Here is a 22,548-nt window from a genome sequence, read left to right as displayed (position 1 = left end):
CGGATTGTCCACAGCGAATTTCGCTGCCTGTGGATTATTGTTGTAAACACAACTCCAACCAAGCGGCACCTAAGTTCTTGTTTCTTACGTCCCGCATTTTCTGTTGATAGACCCAAGGCGTTATCAACGGAATTGCAGCATTGTAATTTTCAGGCCAAGATGGATTGCCGTCAGCCACCGCTTGGGCGACATCCCGTTCTTTCACCTTGTTAAGCCGAGCTTGTTGAATAGCGTAGACAACATCCGACTGATATCGGCAGCTTTGTGCTTTCGTCTCCTGAGCAACCGTAGGGGTGGCCAGCAGGATAGCGACGATGGCAATACGCAACATTGATGTCTCCCGGATTCGTTTCTTTGCGCGCAGTTTAGCTGCGCGATGCGACACCTTCCATGGCCCTTTTCAAATCGTGAACCAAAGTGTGCACCATGGATCTGAAAACCATGATCTGAAAAGCTTTTTCTCCGACACGTGTCACGGAAGCCGACATATGGAACAATAAAGTTCGCGCCGTGTGCCCGCGTTTAAAGCTTGTGCTTCGCAAATCAACCGGCACCAATCGCGCCAGAACATCTTCGACCGCGGGACCCTCAAGCCGCACTACTGCCCAAGCATCAGTTTGATCAACAACGGCGGCGAGTTCCGACAATGCTCTGTTCGGTTCAGGACCCACTAACATAGCTTGTGCATGGCCAAACCAAACAGCCCGCGCACTTAACTTTCCCGTGGCACGATTGGCCGCTGGATAGGCCATCCCATGCGCAGACTTCATGGCCGCCGACAGCGCCTTTTTCTGTCCTTTGTAGGGAGAGACCGAATGGATCACGCCGACATCTTCCTCGCTCAGCGTAACGGATCCGATAGTGATTGGCAGAATTCCATCGCAGGGCGATTTGGCGATCAGATTAACCACGTACGCGTCCTCCGTCAGGATCAAAGAACACCGGATTTGTAACCTCACACAAGGTTGTCACACCTCGCAGGTGATCGACCATCTTAACGATTTCACCGTATCGCTCGGGTCCATCCGCAAGAAAAGCAAGGCCAAGCATCGTCTCCAATGTAGGAGAGTAACAGACCGATGTCACATATCCCTGATCGCTGGTGCGTACTGGCTCGGCCTCTTCATTGTAAAGATGGGCGCCGGCCAGTAATTGCTTGCTTTCACCGATGGGTTTGAGGCCCACCAGACGTTCACGCCCCGCTTCTTCCAACCCTGGTCTTTCTGACATTGTTTTGCCAATACAGTCCTTTTTTTGGGAAACCATCCTACCCATGCCTACGTCGTAAGCCGTTGTGCGGCCATGGATTTCAGCATGAGTGATAAATCCCTTCTCAATCCGCAAAACGTTGAGCGCCTCCATACCGTACAAGCCGCCGCCCAGCGCCTCGGCTCGCTCTGAGAGGACATCGAAAAGGCTAGCGCCATAGCTTGCAGGGACGGCGACTTCGTAGGCATGTTCGCCCGAAAACGAGATACGGAACAAACGCCCGAGGATACCCAGAACCTGAACCGACCCACAAGCCAAAAACGGCCAGCCTTCGTCGTCGATAGTTTCCTCGATAAGTTCATCCAACAAGTCACGTGACTTTGGACCCGCAACGGCAAATTGCGCCCATTGTTCTGTGACAGACGTAAAAGAGACGTCCAAGTCAGGACGCAATCCTTGATGCACGAATTCCAGATGCTTCATGACATCGCCCGCACCGGCGGTGGTCGTTGTCATGACATAGTGGTTTTCGCCAAGCCGCGCCGTCGTGCCATCATCCATGACATATCCATCTTCACGTAGCATCAGACCATACCGGACGCGACCGACCTTCAAAGTCGAAAACACATTGGTGTAAACAAAGTCCAGAAACGCGCCCGCATCTGGTCCCTGAATGTCAATTTTGCCCAAGGTTGAAACATCGCATACGCCAACCGCTTGGCGCACCATGTTGACTTCGCGATCGCAAGACTGTCGCCACGTCGTTTCGCCCTGCTTAGGGAAATAGCTTGGGCGGTACCACAACCCTGCTTCGATCATAGGTGCATTGCGAGCGACCGAAGCATGATGCGAAGTGGTGAAACGCTGCGGTTTGAACCCAGAGCCTTCGGCCCCGGCGCCAAACGCGGCAATTGCAATCGGGGAATATGGCGGGCGGAATGTTGTTGTTCCCGTCTCAGGAATGCCCCGCCCTGTTGCGTCTGCAAGAATTGCCAGAGCTGCCACGTTCGAGTTCTTGCCCTGATCGGTGGCCATCCCTTGCGTAGTATAACGCTTCATGTGTTCGACCGAACGGAAATTCTCGGTTGCCGCCTGTTTGACATCCTTGACTGTTACGTCGTTCTGAAAATCCAACCACGCCCGTCCTCTGCCGGGTACTGACCACAATTGAGTAATTTCATATGGTGCGTTCTCAGCATCAGGTGCCGAAACATTCGGTGTTTTCAAACTCAATGCAGTCAGCGTTGCTTTGGCAGACTCGATCCCCTGCCGTAAGCAAGCTGCGGTGCTAAATGCGCCGTTGCAGGCACCAGCCGCAATCATGCCAGGAACTGCGTCCGGGCTTGGAACGAACGCAGCCAGCTCTCGATCCCAAACCGGGCGTCCATTCATGTGGCAGGTCAAATGAACCGAGGGGTTCCACCCGCCAGTCATTGCAAGGCAATCGGTGTGAATGCGATCTTCGCCGCTCGCGCGACGAACAGTGATGGACTCTAGTCCTGTTCGGCCCGCGCTACCGCAGACCTGTGCACCTCGAAGCACCTGATAATCATCCGACAAAAGCGCGTCGTGGCGGCTGTCGATAACTGCGGCTACATGAACACCTGCCGAAAGAAGGTCCCGCGCGGTTCGATGTATATCGTTAGTGTTGCCGAAAATGGTTATGTTTCGCCCGGGGCTGACTCCCCAATGGTTTAGGTAAGCGCGGACGGCTCCGGCCGTCATTATTCCCGGCCTGTCATTGTCGCGAAATGCGATTGGGCGTTCCAAAGCTCCCGCAGCTAGGATTGAACGTTTTGCTGAAATTCTCCAATAGGTTTCCAGCGGAGCGCCATCGGGTCGATCGTTGGTATGGTGAAGCACTCGCTCTAAGGCGGAAAAAGTACCTTGATCGTAAGCACCCGAAACCGTGGTACGCGTCATCAGGCGAACATTGTCCATTGCTCGAAGCTCGTCGAGAACTTCATCAACCCAGATGTGACCCGCTTTGCCGTCTACCGCATCGGTTTCCGCCAAAAGACGTCCGCCCATAAGGGCGTTTTCATCAGCTAGAATTACGTCAGCGCCGGCTCGTCCGGCAACCACAGCAGCCATTAATCCGGTCGGCCCCGCGCCTATCACTAAAATGTCACAAAAAGCGTATGCGCATTCGTATTTATCGGAATTGTTCTGGCCAGACAGCGCACCCAGCCCTGCAGCACGGCGAATGATGGGCTCATACAGTTTTTCCCAAAAACTCTTCGGCCACATAAAAGTCTTGTAGTAGAATCCAGCACCAAGAAATGGCGCGGCCAGATTATTCACCGAAAGCAAGTCAAAGTTCAAACTGGGCCAACGATTCTGGCTGCGGGCGGACAGGCCAGAATAGATCTCTTGCATGGTTGCACGAACATTCGGTTCCTGCGTGCCTCCTTGGCCTACTGTAACCAACGCGTTCGGTTCTTCGCTGCCAGCCGTTAATACGCCCCGAGGCCGATGGTACTTGAAAGAGCGCCCCATCAAACGTTGTTCGTTTGCTAACAAGGCCGAAGCCAGAGTGTCGCCCTGATACCCTGAATAACTGACACCGTCGAATTCAAATTCGATTGGTGAATTGCGGTCTATCAAACCCTTCCCGTCAATCCTCATGACCGCGCCTCCGAGGCATGCTCAGTACGCAAAATCTCATGCGTCACAGTGTTTCGGGTTACAACAATCCAAGCACCGCATCCCCCTTCGTGATACCAAAGTTCACGTGTTTCACCCGCTGGGTTTTCGCGGAGATAGACAAACGCGTCCCAAACGTCGGCACCAGCACCCGGCAACGGACGTTCCAGATCCACTGCGGCTCCGCGATAATAGAACTCGCGGCGGTCTCGCTCACCACAAAATGGACAGCTGATCCTCATGTTCCATATCCCTGCTTCGTCTTTTCACCGGAATTCAAATCTGGCATCACAATCCTCAATGCAGGTTGTGCTGAGAGCCTTTGCCCTCTTCGTCGATGATGCCCCGCCCCGTACGGAAACGGTCGAGCCGAAACCCGGTAGCGTTTTCATGATATCGATCGGTCGCGAGCAGATGGGCAAAGACGTTGCCAGAACCCGGCACCGCTTTGAAGCCGCCGTAATTCCATCCGCAGTTCAGATAGAGTCCTTCGATGTCTGTCCTATCGATTATTGGGGATCCGTCCGGCGACATGTCCATAATCCCACCCCACGACCGCAGCACCTTGGCTTTGCCGATCATCGGCATTAGGGCCATGCCCGCTTCCATTACGGTCTCTACCGTCGGCAGGTTACCTCGTGCCGCGTAGGAAGCGTAGAAATCAAGGTCGCCACCAAAAACTAATCCGCCCTTGTCGGACTGGCTTATATAGAAATGCCCCATACCGAAAGTGACGACATGATCGATGCACGGCTTCAACCCTTCGGTCACAAAGGCCTGAAGTACGTGGCTTTCTATCGGCAACCGCATCCCAGCCATTGCCGCAACCTGACCTGAACGACCAGCAGCAACCATCGCAACTTTCTTAGCTCGGATCGGGCCGCGCGAGGTCTGCACACCCCGCACCACACCATTCTCGACATCGATTCCTGTTACTTCACAGTTTTGTATCAGGTCTACGCCGCGTTGATCCGCTCCGCGAGCAAAACCCCAAGCTACAGCATCATGCCGCGCTGTGCCGCCGCGTGGGTGGTAAAGCCCGCCATAGAGCGGAAACCGTAAATCATCGAAATTCAGGTAAGGCACCATTTCCTTCAATTCGTCCCGGCCAAGAAGGATTGCATCGTCACCTTGACTAATCATCATGTTGCCCCGGCGCGCTGCTGCATCACGTTGTCCGTCAGAGTGAAACAGATTAATGATGCCCCGCTGCGAGTGCATGACATTGTAGTTCAAATCTTCTTCCAACCCCTCCCACAGTTTTAGGGAGTGGGAGTAGAATTCAGAATTGCCCTGAAGAAAGTAGTTCGCCCGCACAATCGTGGTATTGCGTCCGACATTGCCGCCACCGATGTAACCCTTTTCCAATACGGCCACATTTGTAAGGCCGTGCTCTTTTGCCAAATAATACGCAGTGCTCAGACCATGACCTCCGCCACCAATGATAACGATGTCGTATTCGACCTTCGGCTGAGGATCGCGCCAATGTGGCGTCCAGCCTTTATTGCCGGTCAGTCCCTCCTTGAGGACGCGCAAGCCGGAAAAACGCATTCGAACCTCCCTGCGGCTGTGTTGGCATCAAACCAACTCTGGTTAGCAGTAGCAACGTCTCAGGTTGGTTCCACCTCCGTTTTCGACCCGCATTTGCCTGTGCGCGACGAAATCTATCGCACTGCAGTTCAAATAACGATTTCAAAAGCGAAGTTGAAATGAGACTCCAGCAATTGGAGCAGTGTCATAACTTTGGCGACTAACCTCGCGCCCCGCCGCGTTTTCCAGTTTCAGTTCGCCATTTAGTTCGGCTCCAGCAAACGCAGTGAAAGACACACCTGGATTGGGGGCATATTGTAAGGACAAAACAACCGGATTACTGCTGTCTTCGCCGATACCATCCGGCGCCAAGCCTTCATCATCCAGTTGGAAACGAATGCTCTCGGATCGTACCGCCATACCTACTTTGACTGCGTCAGAAACCGCGTATTCCAATGAAACACCGGGGCCTTGCGTCGCGCCCAAACCGCTACCAGTACTCAGGTTCCATCTTTCGGCAAAAGTCCAATCCACAAGAACGGCCGGGAAGACTTCCAGATCATCGGTGCCAATTTCCGAGAAGACTCCAAGCGCCGGTCCGATCCGTAAATTGGGACTTAATGCCCACGAAATTCCGCCAAATACGCCGTAGGTGAAACCGTCCGATGCGCTGGCACCACGCTCGTAATCCCACCTTAACTGAGGGGAAATCAAAACACTTGCGCCGCCATCCAACGCAAAACGCAACGGCACCGAAATCCGTATGTCGCGGACATCCTCCCACGGCTGGTTTCCGGGGAATCCAAAATCGTAGCTGAACTGTCCGTAGCTTAAAACCAGCCCCGCAAACGAACCGTCCGCGAACCGATTGATGATGCCCGTTCGCAAAAAAGCCCGCGATGCGCTAAAGTCGCCACCATCATCAAGGTCGGCTTTGCCCTGATAAACGGCTAGACCGTCGACTATGCCGCCCCAACCGATAGGTTGTTGCGACTGGGCGGCGCCAGCGGCAAAATTTGCCGCAACTGCTATAGCGGCTACGGCGATCTTTTCTGAAACTATCATCTGCTCTGAGTCCTTCTTGGCTTTCTGTGAGCCAGTTGAAAAGGTATGGCAACCGAACCTTTCGTCCATGTCCGGTTACCTTTTTTCGTGTCGTCAGAGGCCTTTAGCGCGATAGCTTTTCGAGACCCTATCGATAGCAACGATATAGGCCGCGGTACGCAGGTCCTCGACGTCGTCGCGATCATGCCACACCTCACTCATAGCCTGATAAGCGATACGCATGGTGTCATCGAGCCCCGAACGCACTAGTTCCAGTTCATCTGCACCCTTTAAGTATTTGGACTTAAAATCTGGAGACATCGACCAAGCGTCTCCGAGATACCTATCGAGCCTTTGCAGCTCGCTTACGATCAACTCGTGACGCGCCTCTTCCTGTCTGCGCTGCATTCTGCCAAATCGAATGTGACTCAGGTTCTTGACCCATTCAAAGTAGGACACCGTTACCCCACCCGCGTTGGCATACATATCCGGTATGATAACCGTCCCCTTTTTACGTAGTATTTCATCGGCTCCAGCAGTCACCGGACCGTTGGCTGCCTCGATAATCAAAGGTGCCTTGATGCGCTCGGCGTTGGACATGTTGACAACGCCCTCCAGAGCCGCCGGAATAAGGATGTCACATTTTTCTTCCAGCACAGCGCCGCCTTCAGCAGTATGCGTGGCGTCCGGATAGTTTTTTACGCCACCATGCTTGACGATCCATTGGCGCACAGCTTCGACATCGATCCCATCTGGATTGAACAGTGCGCCATCCCACTCAATGATACCGATGACACGTGATCCATCTTCTTCACTCAAGAATTTTGCGGCATGATAACCCACATTTCCCAACCCTTGAACGATCACTCGCTTCCCGTCCAATGAACCAGATAGACCTGCCTTTTGCACATCCTCGGGATTTCGGAAGAACTCCCGCAGAGCGTATTGAATTCCGCGACCCGTGGCCTCAACGCGTCCAGCAATCCCTCCCGCATTCAGCGGTTTTCCCGTAACACAGGCCCGAGCATTGATATCCGTGGTGTTCATCCGCGCATACTGGTCGGCCATCCAGGCCATCTCGCGCTCACCTGTTCCCATATCCGGGGCGGGAACGTTCTGTGACGGATTGATCAGGTCGCGTTTGGCCAATTCGTAGGCAAAGCGACGGGTGATTTGCTCCATCTCATGTTCTTCGTATTGCCGCGGGTCAATGCACAACCCCCCTTTCGAGCCTCCGAATGGTGCCTCTACCAAGGCGCACTTGTAAGTCATCAACGCGGCAAGCGCTTCCACTTCATCTTGGTTAACCGCAAGCGCATAGCGAATACCGCCTTTTACCGGCTCCATATGTTCAGAATGAACCGAGCGATAACCAGTAAATGTGTGTATCTGGCCCCGAAGCCGTACACCGAAGCGAACTGTATAGGTTGCGTTGCAAACACGGATCTTTTCCTCCAGACCCGGCGGCAGGTCCATCAAAGACGCCGCCCTGTTGAACATCAGATCAACGCTCTCGCGAAAACTTGGTTCTTTAATGCCGGTCATAAATTCCTCCGTGCTGTTAAATGACAAACGTCATGACTTTTTGTCGCACCACTAAGCCTGTGCTGCAATTCTCATCTGCACTTTTTTTCACCAATTTACGAAGAACCCGTTACGGCCAATGGTGAGTCGGCTGAACTAAAAAACGGCGCGCCATTGTCAAAATTCGGGAAACAAAGAGGGCGAATTCGTCCGCACTAAAGACAAATATCTTTTAATAATAACATTATAGCATCCTAATGGCTCAAATCTCGCCACGATCCGAAACTAATTTATCGTCGTCGCAAAGAACCATTTGCGTGCCTTTTCGGCACAAGGATTTGTTATGCAAAAATTGATTTGGAAGTCAAAATTCGTTATTTCGTTTCGCTCTAACCTCAGTCTCCAGCATGCGCGCAGGTTTGCCAATTCAACCGACGGATCCATGACGATCCTGTCGTTATTCTTTATAATGGCGGTCTTCATGGTAGCCGGATTTGCCGTCGACATGATGCGTTACGATCGCGAACGGGTAAAACTTCAGTACGCCTTGGATCGCGCAGTGCTTGCGGCCGCCGACCTTGATCAGGAATTGTGCCCTGCCGACGTGGTCAAAGACTACCTAAGCAAAGAAAACCTCGATCAATACTTGGTCGAAGGTTCCATCAAGGTTACTCCGGAAACCTGCGGTGCAACGGACGCTCGTTTGGCAGGCAAGCGTAAAGTCGAAGCTAGCGCTGAAATGAACGTCGCAACGCATTTCATGCAATGGAATGGCGTCGATTATATTGCGTCCAATGCCACCAGCGTTGCAGAAGAATCCATCGGTAACGTTGAGATTTCCCTGGTTCTTGACGTTTCCGGTTCAATGGACGGAACAAAACTGGCCAATCTTCAGACTGCAGCCAAGGATTTTGTTGATGAGATGGTTAACAAATCCGAGGATGGTAAGTTGTCTATTTCGATCATCCCATATTCGGAACAAGTTTCAGTCCCGAACTACCTGATGAACGAGCTGACCACTATCGGCGCTAACGAGGTTGCGAATTGCATCGACTTTCCACTTGCCGATTTCTCGACCATGGAATTCGATAATTATGATATCTTTGACTCCGGCGGCACTCTGATCCGCCCGGGCACTGCTATCCCTCAAACACTTCACTTTGACGACTATGGGTCCACTGACTTTCGTCAAAGTGATAACTTGGTTGCCAGTAATGTGTGCCGACGGGAAACCAGCACCGATCGACGAGCGATGGCTGTCATTCAAAACGACGTAGACACGCTGAAACAGCAGATCGATCTTTTGAATGCAAGTGGTTGGACATCCATTGATGTCGGCTTGAAATGGGGATTGACCCTGTTGGATGACAGCATTCAGCCATTGATTGCGCGCCTTGCAAGCACCTCTGCCATTCCAAGCGAGTTCGCAGGGCGACCCGGGCGAAACAGAACAGCCGACTCTTTGAAGGTTCTGGTACTGATGACCGATGGAGCCAATACAAAACAGCACATGGTCAACGCGCCCTACTACACGGGCCCGTCAGATATTCACTGGAACGATGGGGCACAAACGTACTCTGTCTATGATGAAGCGAATGATCGTTATTCTTGGTCAAGTGTTCGGCAAACTGTACGTCACAACGACGGCTCTCGCTGGACCAGAGATTACTATCAGAACCACGCCTACGGCGCCCGAAAGTCTGACGGCAGCAGAGAAACATTCCGCCGCTATCGCTGTACAAGCTTCTACGATGGTAAATGCCACAGCATTAACTCATCGTCGTATTACACCGACACCGAGTACGGCGACACCTTGGAACTGGATTGGCCGGATGTTTGGGCGCACTCAGAGAAACACGTGATCTACTATCTTCTGCGCGACACATTTGGCACTACGAAAGCACAGGAGTGGTGGGATAAATCCACCACCGAACTGCAAGGCTATCAAAAAGACCCGCGGGTTTATTCACTTTGTGCACAGGCAGAAGCCGAAGAAGTTCTTATTTTCTCAATAGCTTATGAAGCGCCCGAAAGCGTGAAGCCGATGCTCAAGACTTGTGCGGTAGACGATGGGCGTTACTACGAAGCCACCGGAACCAAGATCCAAGGCGTGTTTGACTCGATCAGCGCTACAATTCAGAACCTAAGGCTAACTCAATGAAACCGTTACTTCGAATGCGCCTGCGTCGATTTCGCCGCAGCGAGGACGGAAGTTCGTCGACTATCGAGTTTCTGTTCTGGTTCCCGGTGTTCATCTATGTCTGCTATTCGGGCATGGACATGGGGTTGATGTCTTTCAGTCATGCCAACCTTGAACGGGCGCTTGATGAAACTATTCGAGAGGTTCGCCTCAATCGCCTTCCCGCTGGAGAAACAGAGTGGACACATGACCTTCTCAAGGACATGGTTTGTGACAGGGTTCGGCATGTCTCGAACTGCTCCACTCATCTTGCGCTTGAGATGAAGTCGATTGATCCGCGCGTCGGCAACCAACTGAACACACAGGTATTTTGCGTTGACACGCCCGAGACGATTCGAAACCCGGATCAGGTTGATTTCGACCGAGGCACATCAAACGAACTGATGATCATTAGGGCCTGTCTAGAAGTTTCCCCGGTTTGGGGCTTTACCATGACCGGCGGCTTGGCAAGCCAAGATCCGGATGGACAATGGGAATTGCACGCCACGACGGTATTCGTGCACGAGCCATTCGGCGGCGACACGTCGAACCCAATAACCAACCCGGCGGCGACAGGCGGTACTTCTGACACTGGAGGCGCAACATAAAACGCGCCATCGCAAGTTTTTTGAAGCAATTCTTCGACCGGGAGGATGGCATTATTACGGTTGAGGCAGTGCTGGTTCTGCCGATGATGTTTTGGTCGATCTTTGCATCCTACACCTACTACGACAGCTATCGTCAAAGCGCCCGCAACATCAAAGCTGCTTATGCCGTTGCCGATATCATTTCGCGTGAACGCAACATGATCAACGCAACCTACATCAATACGATGCATAGTTTGCTTGAAACCATGGTGTCTACTCGGGCTCCGGTATCTATGCGCATTTCGTTCCTGCTTTACGAAGAACCGACAGACAGCCACACAGTGTTGTGGTCGTGTGTCCGGGGGGGCGTTTACAACTCGCTGAACGACGGAGATGCCAAGCTGATGAAACCGCTTCTGCCGACGATGCCGGACAACGGCAAAATGATTGTTGTTGAAACCAACAACACATATCGCGCGCCGTTCAACATCGGTTTTGGGTTTGATGATTTTTCGATGGGCAATTTCGTCTTCACGCACCCACGCGTTTTCGACAACATTGTTGCATCGACCCCCTGCTAACTGCTCTCCGCCCGCTCCATCAGCAGAGCGGATAGCATTTCCGACATAAACTTTGTTTCGGCGGCAGAAGTCATGCCACCGACACCTATCCGACGGCCAATTCTCCACCATAGGCCTGGTTCCCAAGCATTTTTTGTCCTTGCACGGGTCAACACCAGAAACCCGTTGGATGGTTTAAATGCGAACACACCCCGATCCACTGACACGATATCAGCAATCTCGCAAATGGGTCGTCCAGACCGGGTCCTTAGTTGCGATTTAGTCAATTCAATTGCGTCCTTAGTCGATACCCACATGCGCTGTGCCAACCACAGTGAAGCAAAGCCAACCACCAACAGAAATACCTGCCACCCTGTTTCCGGCGGCGATGCAAGTGCAACGTAAATCACCAACAGTGCGACAATGCCCAGCATCCCTACCCCGATCCAACGCCTTGGCGATGAGGCCTGTACAGTGGCTAATACGTCCTGTTGCATGTGCGTCTCCCAATATTCGCCTTTGCCTTAGCGCCTTTGGCGGCAGAAGGACAGAGACCCCGAAAAATCTGAGCATCATTGCACATTATCAGTGTTTCTGCGCCAATTGATTGCCTCGCATCAGGATTTACATTGCAGATTGAGCAATCAGGAGGATGCAATGTCCCTCAGACCTACATTAGAAACACGAAAAGCTACCCCAGCCATGGAAGGCGCCGGCGTGAAACTGCATCGCGCGTTCGGATTTCAGGATCCATCCGAATTGGACCCATTCCTGTTGTTTGACGATTTCAGAAATGAAAACCCGCAGGATTATCAGGCTGGTTTTCCTTGGCACCCCCACCGGGGAATAGAAACAATTACCTATGTTCTGTCAGGCAATGTCGATCACAGTGACTCGCTTGGCAACAGCGGAACTTTGGGTGCCGGGGACGTGCAATGGATGACCGCCGGTTCCGGAATTTTACATCAGGAGATGCCTAAGGGTAACTCGCGCGGACAGATGCACGGGTTTCAACTTTGGGGCAATCTTCCTGCTGACCAAAAAATGACTGCGCCAAGGTATCAGGATGTAAGTAACGCTGAAATTCCAGAAGTCATCGATGACGATGGAACCACTGTGCGCATCATCGTGGGTGACTTTTGGGGAAAGACAGGGCCCGTCGACGGGATCGCGGCCGATCCGCAGTATTTGGACGTCTCAATCCCTGCAGGAGTGAAAAAGACGTTTAAAGTGGACACCTACAGACGCGCATTTGCCTATGTCTTTCAAGGCCAAGCCGCGTTTGCCGATGCGTCTCAACCCACTGGAGTACTGTTGGAAAAAGAAATCGCCGGGCAAGAGGTCAATATCCGCGACATGTCAGGGAACCGCACGTTGGTACGCTTTGGCACGGGCGACGAAATCACGGTGCAGGCCGGTCCTGAAGGGGTTCGTTTTTTGTTGATTTCCGGCGCGCCCATCAATGAGCCGGTTGCGTGGCACGGCCCGATCGTGATGAACACACAATCTGAGCTGGAACAGGCCTTTCGCGAACTTCGCAACGGCACATTCATTCGTCCGGCACAATAACGGAACCCGCCTTGCCGAATTCCGGCAAGGCGGATCAGCGCGTTACGGATCTGCGCACCATATCCCAATAGATTTGCTCGACGGCATCGAGAGTCAGCCTACCCTCTGTCCGGTACCAAGTCATAACACCATTCAACATCGCAATCACCGCCAACGTTGCTATCTTGCTGTCGGTGACTGTAAATAAACCTTCGACTTGTCCTTGCTTGAAAATTCCTTCGAGCGTGTCCTCGTAATTTCGGCGCAGTGCTTCAATTTCAGCGAAATTTTCGGGGGTGAGATTGCGAAGTTCCATATAGGCAATAAACACCTCGTCAGGGCGTTGAAGATGAAACCGGATATGAAAACCTACAAACTGCTTCAATGCTTCGATGGCGTTTTCAGTCGCAGGCAATTCGGCGGCGGCATTCAAAAGCTCTTGCATGTGCTCTTGCATAAGTCGAAACAGCAGACTTTGCTTATCTGGAGTGTAGTTGTAAAGCGCACCGGCTTGCACACCGACTTCGGCAGCGATCTGCCGCATGGATACCGCGGCGTAGCCACGTCTTGAAAACAGTCTCAGCGCAGCCTTTCGGATGCGCGGGCCGGTTATATCGGAATGAGAACCTTGCGTACGTGCCATTTGGCCAACTTATCTGAACAATCGTTCAAATAGAACCCCGCTTGAACCGCGACGCTAAAAGGTGCATGACCAACCGAAGCCGCAATCCAAAGGTCCTTTATGAAACCTCTGCCGCTGATTATCTCTTTGCTTGTTTGCGCAGCCTGCGCCGATATTCCCGAGCTTGAAGGCAGCGAAGGGCCAGAATTGCGCAAAACCTCTTATCCGCGACTAATTCCAATTTCCGAAAGCCTGGGGCCTCCGGCAGATCCAGTGAGCGAGGCAGAGGAAGTCGAGGAGGAGCTAACCGAGCGCAGTGAAGCATTGGCTGCAAAAGCAAAAGCCCTGCAAGAAGCTAATACCGACTAAGCGGACATATGCGTTCAAAATCAGCCTGATCCGCCGGAGATGGATTGCACCCTTCCGATGAACCCGGTAAGGCAGCCGACAAAGGGAACATGCCCTAACCGGCACATTCGAGCGGAAAGGACCCAAAGGAATGGCACAGGCGCTGAGGCTTGGAATTGCGGGTTTGGGAACCGTTGGCGTTGGGGTTGTAAAGATCATTCGCCGCCACGCCGAGCTATTGACCGCTCGAACAGGTCAATCCATTGAAATTGTGGCCGTTTCAGCACGGGATCCGAACAAAGACCGTGGCGTGAACTTGTCAAGCTATATGTGGGAAACCGATCCGGTCGCGCTGGCAAAACGCGATGACATTGACGTCTTTATAGAACTAATGGGGGGTGAAAATGGCCCGGCAAAGACATCAGTAGAAGCGGCTCTTGCCAGCGGCAAGGATGTCGTTACCGCGAACAAAGCTCTACTGGCCATCCACGGTCAGGAATTGGCTGAACAGGCCGAAGCAGCGGGCCGCGCGATTAGGTTTGAAGCCGCTGTTGCAGGTGGCATTCCGGTCATCAAATCCCTGACAGAGGGACTTGCCGGCAACCAAATCTCGCGCGTCATGGGCGTAATGAACGGCACCTGCAACTATATTCTTACGCGAATGCAGTCTCAGGAATTGGGTTACAACGCACTTTTTGAGGAATGCGCAAAGCTAGGGTACCTCGAAGCCGATCCCAATCTGGACGTGGGAGGCATTGACGCTGCGCACAAACTGGCGCTTTTGTCTTCGATTGCATTTGGCACCAAGCCCAACTTCGACGGAATCCAGATTGAAGGCATTCAACATATCAGCCTCGACGATATACATCAGGCCGCTGACATGGGTTATCGCATTAAATTGTTAGGCGTGGCGCAACGAACTCCGCGCGGGCTTGAGCAGCGTATGCAGCCGTGCCTTGTTCCCAGCGACTCACCGATTGGGCAGTTGGAAGGCGGGACCAACATGGTGGTCATAGAAGGTGACGCTGTTGACCAAATTGTGCTGCGTGGTCCCGGCGCCGGAGAAGGCCCGACCGCAAGCGCAGTCATGGGCGATGTTTGTGATCTGGCCAGGGGATTACGAATTCCGACTTTTGGCCGTGCGGCGACGTCTTTGGAAGAGGCACAACCCGCCCAAACCGGTACGCCTGCTCCTTATTACCTACGGCTGGCTTTACTAGACAAACCTGGTGCCTTGGCCAAGGTGGCCGCAATTCTGGGCGATGCGGGAGTATCAATTGACAGGATGAGGCAATACGCCCATTCCGAAAGTACTGCACCTGTTTTGATTGTGACGCATAAAACCACACGATCGACGCTCGACTACGCCCTGAATGGGCTGCGCGATACAGAAGCCGTTGCCGAAGAGCCTGTAGCGCTGAGAATCGAACAAGTTTGACCCCTTGCAGCCTGCAGCAGTCGCAGGCTATGCCAGAAGCAACGTCCGATCCGACCAAAGGAATACCGAACATGAACGCTGCCAAGACCGATTTCAACGATCGCCTGCTTTCGCTTGGCCTTGCGCGAGTAGCGGAACAGGCCGCGCTTGCCTCGGCATCACTGGTTGGTCGAGGTGACGAAAAGGCCGCCGACCAAGCAGCGGTGAACGCCATGCGTGAACAGCTGAATATGCTGGATATCGCGGGGGTTGTCGTCATCGGAGAGGGTGAACGCGACGAAGCGCCAATGCTCTACATCGGCGAAGAAGTCGGCACCGGTAATGGACCCGGGGTGGATATTGCTTTGGACCCGCTGGAAGGCACGACCTTGACGGCCAAGGATATGCCCAACGCTTTGACCGTAATTGCAATGGGCCCGCGCGGATCAATGTTGCATGCGCCGGACGTCTACATGGACAAGTTGGCAATTGGCCCGGGATACGAAGCTGGAGTGGTAAACTTGGACATGAGTCCCAAGGAAAGAGTCAACGCTTTGGCCAAAGCAAGGGGATGCAGTGCCAGTGACATAACTGTTTGCATTCTTGAGCGCCCGCGCCACGAGGCGATGATTGCTGAAGTTCGCGAAACTGGTGCATCGATCCGCTTGATTACCGACGGCGATGTAGCTGGTGTAATGCATTGCGCAGAAAGCGAAGTTACAGGTATTGATATGTATATGGGCCAAGGGGGAGCGCCCGAGGGAGTTCTTGCTGCGGCGGCCCTGAAATGTATGGGTGGGCAAATTTTTGGCCGTTTGCTGTTTCGAAACGACGACGAACGCGGACGTGCAGCCAAAGCCGGTATCACAGATTTGGATCGCGTATATTCTCGCGACGAAATGGTTACATCAGATGTGATCTTTGCCGCGACTGGTGTGACTGGCGGCTCGCTATTGCCGCGCATCAAACGCGAACCCGGGTGGGTAGAGACGACGACTTTGCTTATGCGATCCAAGACCGGATCGGTTCGCCGTATGTCATATCGTACACCGACCTGGCCGCACGACAACGTCTAGAAACCCAAACCGAAGTTTTTTCGGGAGTTTTCGAAAAGTTAGAAATAGGACGAATCCGTTAGGATCCGGCCTTGCTCTCAACAGGTGCCAGGATGAGTTTTCTTGGGGTGGAACAGTCTATGACCGGTAGGCGCTGGCTTGGACCAGCGCCGAACGTCGAGCGCGCCTCGGAAATGATGGCGCAACAAACCGACCTGCCACGCGCTCTGTGTCAGGTATTGGCACGTATGGGTGTCCCCGCAATAGAGGCCGAAGGCTTTCTCGAACCCAAACTCCGAGAATTATTGCCTGATCCACGTGCGATCAAGGACATGGAGACTGCGGCAACGCGATTTCTATCTGCTGTACGCAACCGGCAAAGAATCGCGGTTTTCGCGGATTACGATGTTGACGGCGGCAGTTCTGCGGCTTTGCTAATTGTCTGGCTCAGGCAGATGGGGTTGCAGGCAACCCTGTACGTTCCTGATCGAATTGACGAAGGTTATGGGCCAAATGTGCCAGCCATGACTGAACTGGCAGCATCCCATGATCTTATCGTATGCGTCGACTGCGGTACGCTTAGCCACGAACCTATCGCTGCAGCAAAAGAAGCGGATGTCTTAGTTCTTGATCACCATCTTGGCGGTGAAACGCTGCCAGATTGTCTGGCTGTGGTGAATCCAAATCGACAGGATGAAAGCGGTGATTTGGGATACCTATGTGCTGCCGCAGTAGTTTTCCTAATGCTTGTTGAAGCCGGTCGACAATTGCGAGCCGAGGGCGCAAAGGGGCCGGACCTAATGGCCTTGTTGGATTTGGTGGCTCTGGCCACCGTGGCAGATGTCGCCCCCCTGATACAGGCCAACCGGGCATTGGTGCGCCAAGGGCTTAAGGTTATGGCAGCACGTCAAAGGCCGGGCCTCGTTGCGCTGTCGGATGTGGCTCGGATGGACACTGCGCCAAACAGCTACCATCTTGGTTTCCTGTTAGGACCGCGTGTAAACGCCGGAGGTAGGATCGGACAAGCTGATTTAGGCGCAAGATTACTGAGCACGGACTCGGCAACCGAAGCAGAAGCCCTGTCAAAGCGACTGGATGCGCTGAACTCTGAGCGACGCGAGATCGAGAATTCGGTTCGCGCTGCCGCGATGGCTCAGGCCGAGGAACGAGGTTTGGACGCACCTTTGGTTTGGGCAGCAGGCGAAGGCTGGCACCCGGGCGTCGTAGGAATCGTGGCATCACGACTAAAGGAAACAGCGAACCGTCCCGCGATTGTAATCGGCTTTGAAGGTGACGAGGGCAAAGGTTCGGGTCGATCAGTCGCGGGAATTGATTTGGGCGCATCAATACAGAGGCTTGCTGCCGAGGGATTGTTGGTCAAAGGTGGCGGTCACAAAATGGCGGCAGGCCTGACGGTTATGCGCGCCAATCTGGAACCTGCGATGAAGCGATTGAGCGAGCTTTTGGCCAAGCAGGGCGCGGAAAATAGTGGACCAAGTGACCTGAAACTTGACGGTGCCCTGATGCCAGGTGCTGCAACCGTTGACCTTATTGAACATATTGAAAAGGCAGGACCATTCGGTGCCGCCGCCCCTGCCCCACGTTACGCGTTGCCAGATTTGCAGGTACGTTTTGCAAAGCGCGTCGGGGAAACTCACCTAAAGCTGTCATTGTCCGACGGCATGAGCGGTGGGCTGGACGCCATTGCTTTTGGTGCCTTTGACGGACCGATGGGAGATCGACTTGTGAACCACGGCGGCGCCCGATTTCATTTCGCGGGCAGGCTAGAGATAAATTCGTGGGGTGGACGTCAGAACGTGCAGTTGAGGCTCGAAGACGCGGCCGAAGCGAATTGAAGTCGCAAACGACCGTCTTTGAAAGTCTTTAAAAAAGTTGCAAAGCCTTGCGTTTTTCGGCTTGCGGGGGTGCTAGGTAATCCGTAAAAGGCCCTCCACAAGCCAGCGTGGCCCGTTCGTCTATCGGTTAGGACGCCAGGTTTTCAACCTGGAAAGAGGGGTTCGATTCCCCTACGGGCTACCACTTGTACTTGGCCAGAGAGCTTGCGGCCCGTTCGTCTATCGGTTAGGACGCCAGGTTTTCAACCTGGAAAGAGGGGTTCGATTCCCCTACGGGCTACCATTACGTTGAAGTCCTGAAATCGCTAAGTACTAGTCGAATAACGCTCGTTTTGAGAGGCAAGATAACTTCTCTTCTGATGTCCTCGCTAGAACCGTTGTCACAACGACCTGATTTTGCCATCAGAGTGTCGAAATTTTTGCTGACCGAACCGAGTGTGGCAATCGATTTTCCCAAGATGTCAGCCGCTGAATTCCGGCTGCACAATAGTCGCCCACGTAAGGTCGGAAACGTCCGCACGTCGCATGCCGCTCCGGGCTGAATAGTACTGCCAGTGCTTGAGAATTGCCGGATTCATTGTAAGGTGGTCGCACTAACTAAATGATATTTATGAATATCAACGGCGAAGTTTAAAGTTGCTCGTCCCGCGTGAGTATAGCCCATGTCTCAGACACTTCTGAAATATACACGTGTGCTGGAAATTGTTGGAGACACGATCAAGGTTCGGGTTCCGCCGCAAAACACGACGGATCTAAACATTAGATTCAACGACTTAGCGATGATAGAAACCGTAGACGGGCAAAAAACGCTGGCTCAAGCGATTTTTATTGATCGGGACGTTGTAACCCTGCAGGTCTTTTCTGGAACCAAAGGCATTTCGACCGAGGCAACTGCTACGTTTCTGGGGCATCCAATGCGGACTCCGTATTCGTCCAATATTTTAGGACGTGTATTTGACGGAGCGGGTGTTCCTATCGATGGTGGACCAGACCTTTCGGCAGAGCCACGGATCGATATTGGAGGGCCCTCGGTTAACCCGGCAGAACGGGCTGTCCCCAACAAGATGATCCGTACCGATGTACCAATGATCGACGTATTCAACACATTGGTTGAAAGCCAAAAGATTCCAATTTTTTCGGTTTCCGGAGAGCCATTTAACCCCTTTCTGAGTCGAATAGGCATCCAGGCAGACGCAGATATTGTTGTCTTCGGTGGGCTGGGGTTGATATTTGATGACTACCATACTTTCCGAACCGCCTTTGAAGATGCAGGTGTCTTCTCTCGGACCGTGATGTTCGTCAATCAAGCCATGGACCCGCTGGTAGAACGCCTGCTTGTTCCAGACATGGCACTGGCCGTAGCAGAGAAGTTCGCACTGGAGGAAGGCAAGAGGGTTTTGGTCCTTTTGACCGACATGACCGCCTATGCTGACGCCATGAAAGAGGTCGGGATCAGCCAAGAACGTGTACCATCTCAGCGCGGATACATGGGCGACCTCTATTCCCAATTGGCGCGGCGGTATGAGAAAGCTTGCGACTACGCCAAGGGTGGCTCTGTGACGGTTCTGACCGTGACAACAATGCCTGGTAACGATGTGACACATCCGGTGCCGGACAATACGGGGTACATCACCGAGGGACAGTTTTATCTGCATTCCGGCGTGATTGATCCGTTCGGCAGCCTTTCGCGGCTCAAGCAAAATGTGATTGGCAAAACCACGCGTGAGGATCACGGGCAGATCATGAACACAATGATCCGGTTATATTCAGAAAGCCGCGACGCATCGCAGAAGCAAGCGATGGCTTTTGACTTATCGGAATACGATCATCAATTACTGAAATTCGGTGACCTGTTTCGTACTCGTTTCATGGACATCAACGTATCGATCCCGTTGGAAGAGGCGCTGGATTTGGGCTGGAAAACACTGGCCGAGTGTTTTGCGCCAGAACAGTTGCTAATGAAGCAATCCCTGATCGACAAGTACTTCCCAAAGGAAACCAATGGCGCGGTTGCAGCTGAATAAGTCCTCGCTAGCTCGCGAGCAAAAGCAATTAGAAAGCTTCGAACGGTTTCTGCCGTCATTGGACCTAAAGCGGCAACAGTTGATGGCGGAGCGTGTAAAAGCACGCGCAGAAGTGGACCGTTTGCAGGATCAGGTAAATGAGCTTGCGCAGCAAGTTGGGGAAAAACTGCCAATGCTGTCCCAGCGGGGCATTAATTTGGACGGATTGGTCGAACTGAGGGATTACAAGGTCAAAGAGGTCAACGTGGTTGGGGTGAAAATGCCCGATCTTGACCGAATTGAAGTTGCGGTTCGATCATATTCGACGCTGGCCAAGCCGCATTGGGTCGACGCTGCGGCGCGGCTGCTGCATGACATGATCGAAGCAAGGCTGCGCGTCAAAATCGCCAAGGAGCGCGTCAAGATTTTCGATAAGTCTGTCGCCACCATCACGCAACGGGTCAACCTGTTCGAAAAAGTGCTTATCCCTAGAGCAAAGGCAAATATCAAGAAAATCCGCATATATTTGAGTGATGAGCAAATGCAGGCTGTTGTGCGTTCGAAAATCTCGAAACGCAAACACGCAAATGAGGTCACGTTATGACGGTCGCTCGGCTCAAAAAGCTTTCAGTGGTTGGAATGGCCTCACAAAAGCCAGCCACGTTAGAAGCTCTGCAAGATTTGGGTTGCATGCATGTGTTGCCGTTGGCGGAAATCCCAAGCGAGCCAGAAAAGATCAGTGAACGCGGGGCGCGTGAAGCCTATAAAGCATTGCGTTTTCTTACCGAAGTTCCAAACCCGCGACGCCAGATTCAGCGCGACAACAATTTTGATATGGATCGCTTTGTCAAAGATATACGTAATCTGATGCAGCGCACTCGCGATACAATTGACCGTCGGGACTTTCTGGAGCATCGAATTTCTCAAGTGCGTCCGTGGGGGGATTTAGATTTTCCTCCTTCGGATGCTTTGGCGGGCAATCGACTTTGGTTCTATCAATTGCCGATCAAGCACCGCGCATCTTTGGACGGTATAAGATTGCCCTGGGCAGTGCTGGAACAGGATCACAGATACCTTTACGCGGTTTTGATCTCAGCCGACGAACCCGAGAATGATATTCTACCTGTGCCCCGCACTCATGTCGGTTTACTACCAATCCACGAGCTTGAGGCGCAGCTGGAAGACGCTGAAATCGCTCTGGAATCTCTGGATGCGGAGCGCGTTGCACAGACCAGATACCTAACACTGATGCGTCAGAATCTGTCCTTAGCAGAAAGTGCAGCGGAGTTGGCACACGCAATCCAAAAAGTTCGAGATGAAGAACAGATGTTCGCCGTACAGGGTTGGGTACCGGAAGAACAGGTAGACGCAGTTCTAGAAATGGCGAAAACCCAAGATGCGGCTGTTCTTATCGAAGAGCCAGGGCCAGACGAAACCCCTCCGACCCTGTTGGAACAGCCCGATAATCGTAGTGCCGCCGTCGATCTGGCATTATTCTATCAGGTGCCCGGTTACAGAGACTGGGACCCAAGCGTCATTGTCTCTGTTTCTTTCGCAATTTTTTTCGCGATGATCGTGGCAGATGCGGGCTATGGCGCCGTAATCCTGTTTGGCATGCTTCTGTTCTGGCGCCGAATGGATCGAACGGTATCCGAACGGTCATGGCGCAGATATGGCTTAATAGTTGCGGGTGCGACAGTCTTATACGGCATTCTTGTCGGAAGTTATTTTGGCGCTTCGCCACCCGATGGATCGCTATGGGCAAAGCTGAAGATTCTCGATTTGAACAACTTCAGCGCGATGATGATGGTGTCCATTGTTGTCGGCGTTTTCCATCTTGTGCTGGCCAACGCATTGGCCGCGCGTGCAGCATGGGGTCAGCGCAAAGCTGTTGCTAACCTTGGATGGATCGCTGCGCTGATCGGTGGGTTTGTTTTGTGGCTCAGTTACATGAAAGGTAATGCACCCCTACCCGGTGCATCAATCTTAGCAGTCGGTGTGTTGGTCATCATCCTATTTTCAAGTGAACGGGTTATCAATAAACCGACCGACTGGTTGTGGCGCCTTGTCGAAGGGCTGCAAAGCCTTGCTGGTGCTATGGGCGCGTTCGGGGATGTACTAAGTTACATGCGCTTGTTTGCGCTTGGACTAGCCTCGGCCTCGCTCGCAATCACATTCAACGATCTGGCGGTATCTGTAATGCAGGCGCTAAAAGGGCCTGGGATCCTGTTCGGTCTACTTATCCTGATCATTGGCCACATTCTGAATTTCGCCCTCGCGATGATGAGCGGCGTCGTTCATGGATTGCGCCTCAACTATATCGAATTCTTTAAATGGGGTCTTCCGGATGAAGGGATTGTCTTTCGCCCGTTTGCCCGCAAGGAGGTTCAGGAATGAATGAGCTTGTTCTAACATTGGGT

General features: G+C 52.9%; 20 protein-coding genes and 2 tRNA genes. 13 read left to right on the top strand and 9 right to left on the bottom strand.

Annotation, left to right across the window (positions count from 1 at the left end; genetic code table 11):
- Positions 1-34: 34 nt before the first annotated feature.
- From AC2FNE_RS01660 to AC2FNE_RS01630, 7 genes are all read right to left on the bottom strand, one after another.
- Positions 35-331 (bottom strand): hypothetical protein, encoded by a 297-nt coding sequence (locus tag AC2FNE_RS01660; protein ID WP_170475980.1) that lies wholly within the window; start codon positions 329-331, stop codon positions 35-37.
- A gap of 34 nt (positions 332-365) precedes the next feature.
- On the bottom strand, positions 366-911 hold the full coding sequence (locus AC2FNE_RS01655; protein ID WP_170603872.1) for a sarcosine oxidase subunit gamma: 546 nt from the start codon (positions 909-911) through the stop codon (positions 366-368).
- Positions 904-3,837, bottom strand: coding sequence for a sarcosine oxidase subunit alpha family protein (locus AC2FNE_RS01650; RefSeq protein WP_496804641.1), 2,934 nt, complete (start codon positions 3,835-3,837; stop codon positions 904-906). Before AC2FNE_RS01650 ends, AC2FNE_RS01655 begins: the two co-directional genes overlap by 8 nt.
- The gene (locus AC2FNE_RS01645; protein WP_170475986.1) at positions 3,834-4,097 is read right to left on the bottom strand and encodes a sarcosine oxidase subunit delta; all 264 of its coding nucleotides are present in this window, start codon (positions 4,095-4,097) and stop codon (positions 3,834-3,836) included. The genes AC2FNE_RS01650 and AC2FNE_RS01645 overlap by 4 nt, the downstream gene beginning before the upstream one ends.
- Before the next feature lie 55 nt (positions 4,098-4,152).
- Positions 4,153-5,406 carry a sarcosine oxidase subunit beta family protein gene (locus AC2FNE_RS01640; RefSeq protein WP_170603874.1) on the bottom strand — a complete coding sequence of 418 codons (1,254 nt, stop codon included), beginning with the start codon at positions 5,404-5,406 and terminating at the stop codon, positions 4,153-4,155.
- A 141-nt stretch (positions 5,407-5,547) separates the two neighbouring features.
- Positions 5,548-6,519: a hypothetical protein gene (locus AC2FNE_RS01635; protein WP_496804640.1), complete on the bottom strand. Its 972-nt coding sequence runs from the start codon at positions 6,517-6,519 to the stop codon at positions 5,548-5,550.
- A 24-nt stretch (positions 6,520-6,543) separates the two neighbouring features.
- Positions 6,544-7,974: a Glu/Leu/Phe/Val family dehydrogenase gene (locus AC2FNE_RS01630; RefSeq protein ID WP_170603875.1), complete on the bottom strand. Its 1,431-nt coding sequence runs from the start codon at positions 7,972-7,974 to the stop codon at positions 6,544-6,546.
- A 322-nt stretch (positions 7,975-8,296) separates the two neighbouring features.
- Here AC2FNE_RS01630 and AC2FNE_RS01625 point away from each other — a divergent pair, with 322 nt between their 5' ends.
- The 3 genes from AC2FNE_RS01625 to AC2FNE_RS01615 are packed head-to-tail and all read left to right on the top strand — an operon-like array spanning position 8,297 to position 11,300.
- The gene (locus AC2FNE_RS01625) at positions 8,297-10,114 is read left to right on the top strand and encodes a Tad domain-containing protein (protein ID WP_496804639.1); all 1,818 of its coding nucleotides are present in this window, start codon (positions 8,297-8,299) and stop codon (positions 10,112-10,114) included.
- The gene (locus AC2FNE_RS01620) at positions 10,111-10,740 is read left to right on the top strand and encodes a TadE/TadG family type IV pilus assembly protein (protein ID WP_170603877.1); all 630 of its coding nucleotides are present in this window, start codon (positions 10,111-10,113) and stop codon (positions 10,738-10,740) included. The genes AC2FNE_RS01625 and AC2FNE_RS01620 overlap by 4 nt, the downstream gene beginning before the upstream one ends.
- 20 nt (positions 10,741-10,760) lie before the next feature.
- A complete protein-coding gene (locus AC2FNE_RS01615) occupies positions 10,761-11,300 on the top strand; it encodes a TadE/TadG family type IV pilus assembly protein (RefSeq protein WP_496804638.1) in 540 nt (179 codons plus the stop codon).
- Here AC2FNE_RS01615 and AC2FNE_RS01610 read toward each other — a convergent pair.
- Positions 11,297-11,776: a hypothetical protein gene (locus AC2FNE_RS01610; RefSeq protein ID WP_170603879.1), complete on the bottom strand. Its 480-nt coding sequence runs from the start codon at positions 11,774-11,776 to the stop codon at positions 11,297-11,299. The genes AC2FNE_RS01615 and AC2FNE_RS01610 overlap by 4 nt on opposite strands.
- 160 nt (positions 11,777-11,936) lie before the next feature.
- Here AC2FNE_RS01610 and AC2FNE_RS01605 point away from each other — a divergent pair, with 160 nt between their 5' ends.
- On the top strand, positions 11,937-12,848 hold the full coding sequence (locus AC2FNE_RS01605) for a pirin family protein (RefSeq protein WP_170603880.1): 912 nt from the start codon (positions 11,937-11,939) through the stop codon (positions 12,846-12,848).
- A gap of 34 nt (positions 12,849-12,882) precedes the next feature.
- Here AC2FNE_RS01605 and AC2FNE_RS01600 read toward each other — a convergent pair whose 3' ends face one another.
- Entirely contained in the window at positions 12,883-13,470 is a 588-nt protein-coding gene (locus AC2FNE_RS01600) for a TetR/AcrR family transcriptional regulator (protein WP_170603881.1), read from the bottom strand.
- A gap of 99 nt (positions 13,471-13,569) precedes the next feature.
- Here AC2FNE_RS01600 and AC2FNE_RS01595 point away from each other — a divergent pair, with 99 nt between their 5' ends.
- The 9 genes from AC2FNE_RS01595 (at position 13,570) to AC2FNE_RS01555 (ending at position 22,525) form a co-directional block, all read left to right on the top strand.
- Positions 13,570-13,818 (top strand): hypothetical protein, encoded by a 249-nt coding sequence (locus AC2FNE_RS01595; protein ID WP_170603882.1) that lies wholly within the window; start codon positions 13,570-13,572, stop codon positions 13,816-13,818.
- A 130-nt stretch (positions 13,819-13,948) separates the two neighbouring features.
- Complete coding sequence (locus tag AC2FNE_RS01590) at positions 13,949-15,235, top strand: homoserine dehydrogenase (RefSeq protein ID WP_170603883.1); 1,287 nt, start codon at positions 13,949-13,951, stop codon at positions 15,233-15,235.
- Positions 15,236-15,306: 71 nt separating this feature from the next.
- Positions 15,307-16,290 carry a class II fructose-bisphosphatase gene (glpX, locus tag AC2FNE_RS01585; protein ID WP_170604315.1) on the top strand — a complete coding sequence of 328 codons (984 nt, stop codon included), beginning with the start codon at positions 15,307-15,309 and terminating at the stop codon, positions 16,288-16,290.
- Between the two features lie 92 nt (positions 16,291-16,382).
- Positions 16,383-18,125, top strand: coding sequence for a single-stranded-DNA-specific exonuclease RecJ (gene recJ / locus AC2FNE_RS01580; RefSeq protein WP_170603884.1), 1,743 nt, complete (start codon positions 16,383-16,385; stop codon positions 18,123-18,125).
- Positions 18,126-18,234: 109 nt separating this feature from the next.
- A tRNA-Glu gene (locus tag AC2FNE_RS01575) sits at positions 18,235-18,309 on the top strand.
- 24 nt (positions 18,310-18,333) lie between these two features.
- Positions 18,334-18,408 (top strand) — tRNA-Glu (locus AC2FNE_RS01570).
- Positions 18,409-18,787: 379 nt separating this feature from the next.
- On the top strand, positions 18,788-20,149 hold the full coding sequence (locus tag AC2FNE_RS01565) for a V-type ATP synthase subunit B (RefSeq protein ID WP_170603885.1): 1,362 nt from the start codon (positions 18,788-18,790) through the stop codon (positions 20,147-20,149).
- A complete protein-coding gene (locus AC2FNE_RS01560; protein WP_170603886.1) occupies positions 20,127-20,732 on the top strand; it encodes a V-type ATP synthase subunit D in 606 nt (201 codons plus the stop codon). Before AC2FNE_RS01565 ends, AC2FNE_RS01560 begins: the two co-directional genes overlap by 23 nt.
- A complete protein-coding gene (locus tag AC2FNE_RS01555) occupies positions 20,729-22,525 on the top strand; it encodes a V-type ATP synthase subunit I (RefSeq protein WP_496804637.1) in 1,797 nt (598 codons plus the stop codon). The genes AC2FNE_RS01560 and AC2FNE_RS01555 overlap by 4 nt, the downstream gene beginning before the upstream one ends.
- Positions 22,526-22,548: the final 23 nt, after the last annotated feature.

The sequence above is a fragment of the Ruegeria sp. YKSD179 genome (assembly GCF_059612885.1).
Note: the sequence above shows the minus strand (reverse complement) of the source record. Positions and strands in the feature narration are given on the sequence as shown.

Bases quoted from the DNA above. Each gene is read 5' to 3' on its own strand.
- AC2FNE_RS01660 (WP_170475980.1), bottom strand. From the start codon at position 331: ATGTTGCGTATTGCCATCGTCGCTATCCTGCTGGCCACCCCTACGGTT.
- AC2FNE_RS01650 (WP_496804641.1), bottom strand. From the start codon at position 3,837: ATGAGGATTGACGGGAAGGGTTTGATAGACCGCAATTCACCAATCGAA.
- AC2FNE_RS01645 (WP_170475986.1), bottom strand. From the start codon at position 4,097: ATGAGGATCAGCTGTCCATTTTGTGGTGAGCGAGACCGCCGCGAGTTC.
- AC2FNE_RS01640 (WP_170603874.1), bottom strand. From the start codon at position 5,406: ATGCGTTTTTCCGGCTTGCGCGTCCTCAAGGAGGGACTGACCGGCAAT.
- AC2FNE_RS01635 (WP_496804640.1), bottom strand. From the start codon at position 6,519: ATGGACGAAAGGTTCGGTTGCCATACCTTTTCAACTGGCTCACAGAAA.
- AC2FNE_RS01630 (WP_170603875.1), bottom strand. From the start codon at position 7,974: ATGACCGGCATTAAAGAACCAAGTTTTCGCGAGAGCGTTGATCTGATG.
- AC2FNE_RS01625 (WP_496804639.1), top strand. From the start codon at position 8,297: ATGCAAAAATTGATTTGGAAGTCAAAATTCGTTATTTCGTTTCGCTCT.
- AC2FNE_RS01620 (WP_170603877.1), top strand. From the start codon at position 10,111: ATGAAACCGTTACTTCGAATGCGCCTGCGTCGATTTCGCCGCAGCGAG.
- AC2FNE_RS01610 (WP_170603879.1), bottom strand. From the start codon at position 11,776: ATGCAACAGGACGTATTAGCCACTGTACAGGCCTCATCGCCAAGGCGT.
- AC2FNE_RS01605 (WP_170603880.1), top strand. From the start codon at position 11,937: ATGTCCCTCAGACCTACATTAGAAACACGAAAAGCTACCCCAGCCATG.
- AC2FNE_RS01600 (WP_170603881.1), bottom strand. From the start codon at position 13,470: ATGGCACGTACGCAAGGTTCTCATTCCGATATAACCGGCCCGCGCATC.
- AC2FNE_RS01595 (WP_170603882.1), top strand. From the start codon at position 13,570: ATGAAACCTCTGCCGCTGATTATCTCTTTGCTTGTTTGCGCAGCCTGC.
- AC2FNE_RS01590 (WP_170603883.1), top strand. From the start codon at position 13,949: ATGGCACAGGCGCTGAGGCTTGGAATTGCGGGTTTGGGAACCGTTGGC.
- glpX (WP_170604315.1), top strand. From the start codon at position 15,307: ATGAACGCTGCCAAGACCGATTTCAACGATCGCCTGCTTTCGCTTGGC.
- recJ (WP_170603884.1), top strand. From the start codon at position 16,383: ATGAGTTTTCTTGGGGTGGAACAGTCTATGACCGGTAGGCGCTGGCTT.
- AC2FNE_RS01565 (WP_170603885.1), top strand. From the start codon at position 18,788: ATGTCTCAGACACTTCTGAAATATACACGTGTGCTGGAAATTGTTGGA.
- AC2FNE_RS01560 (WP_170603886.1), top strand. From the start codon at position 20,127: ATGGCGCGGTTGCAGCTGAATAAGTCCTCGCTAGCTCGCGAGCAAAAG.
- AC2FNE_RS01555 (WP_496804637.1), top strand. From the start codon at position 20,729: ATGACGGTCGCTCGGCTCAAAAAGCTTTCAGTGGTTGGAATGGCCTCA.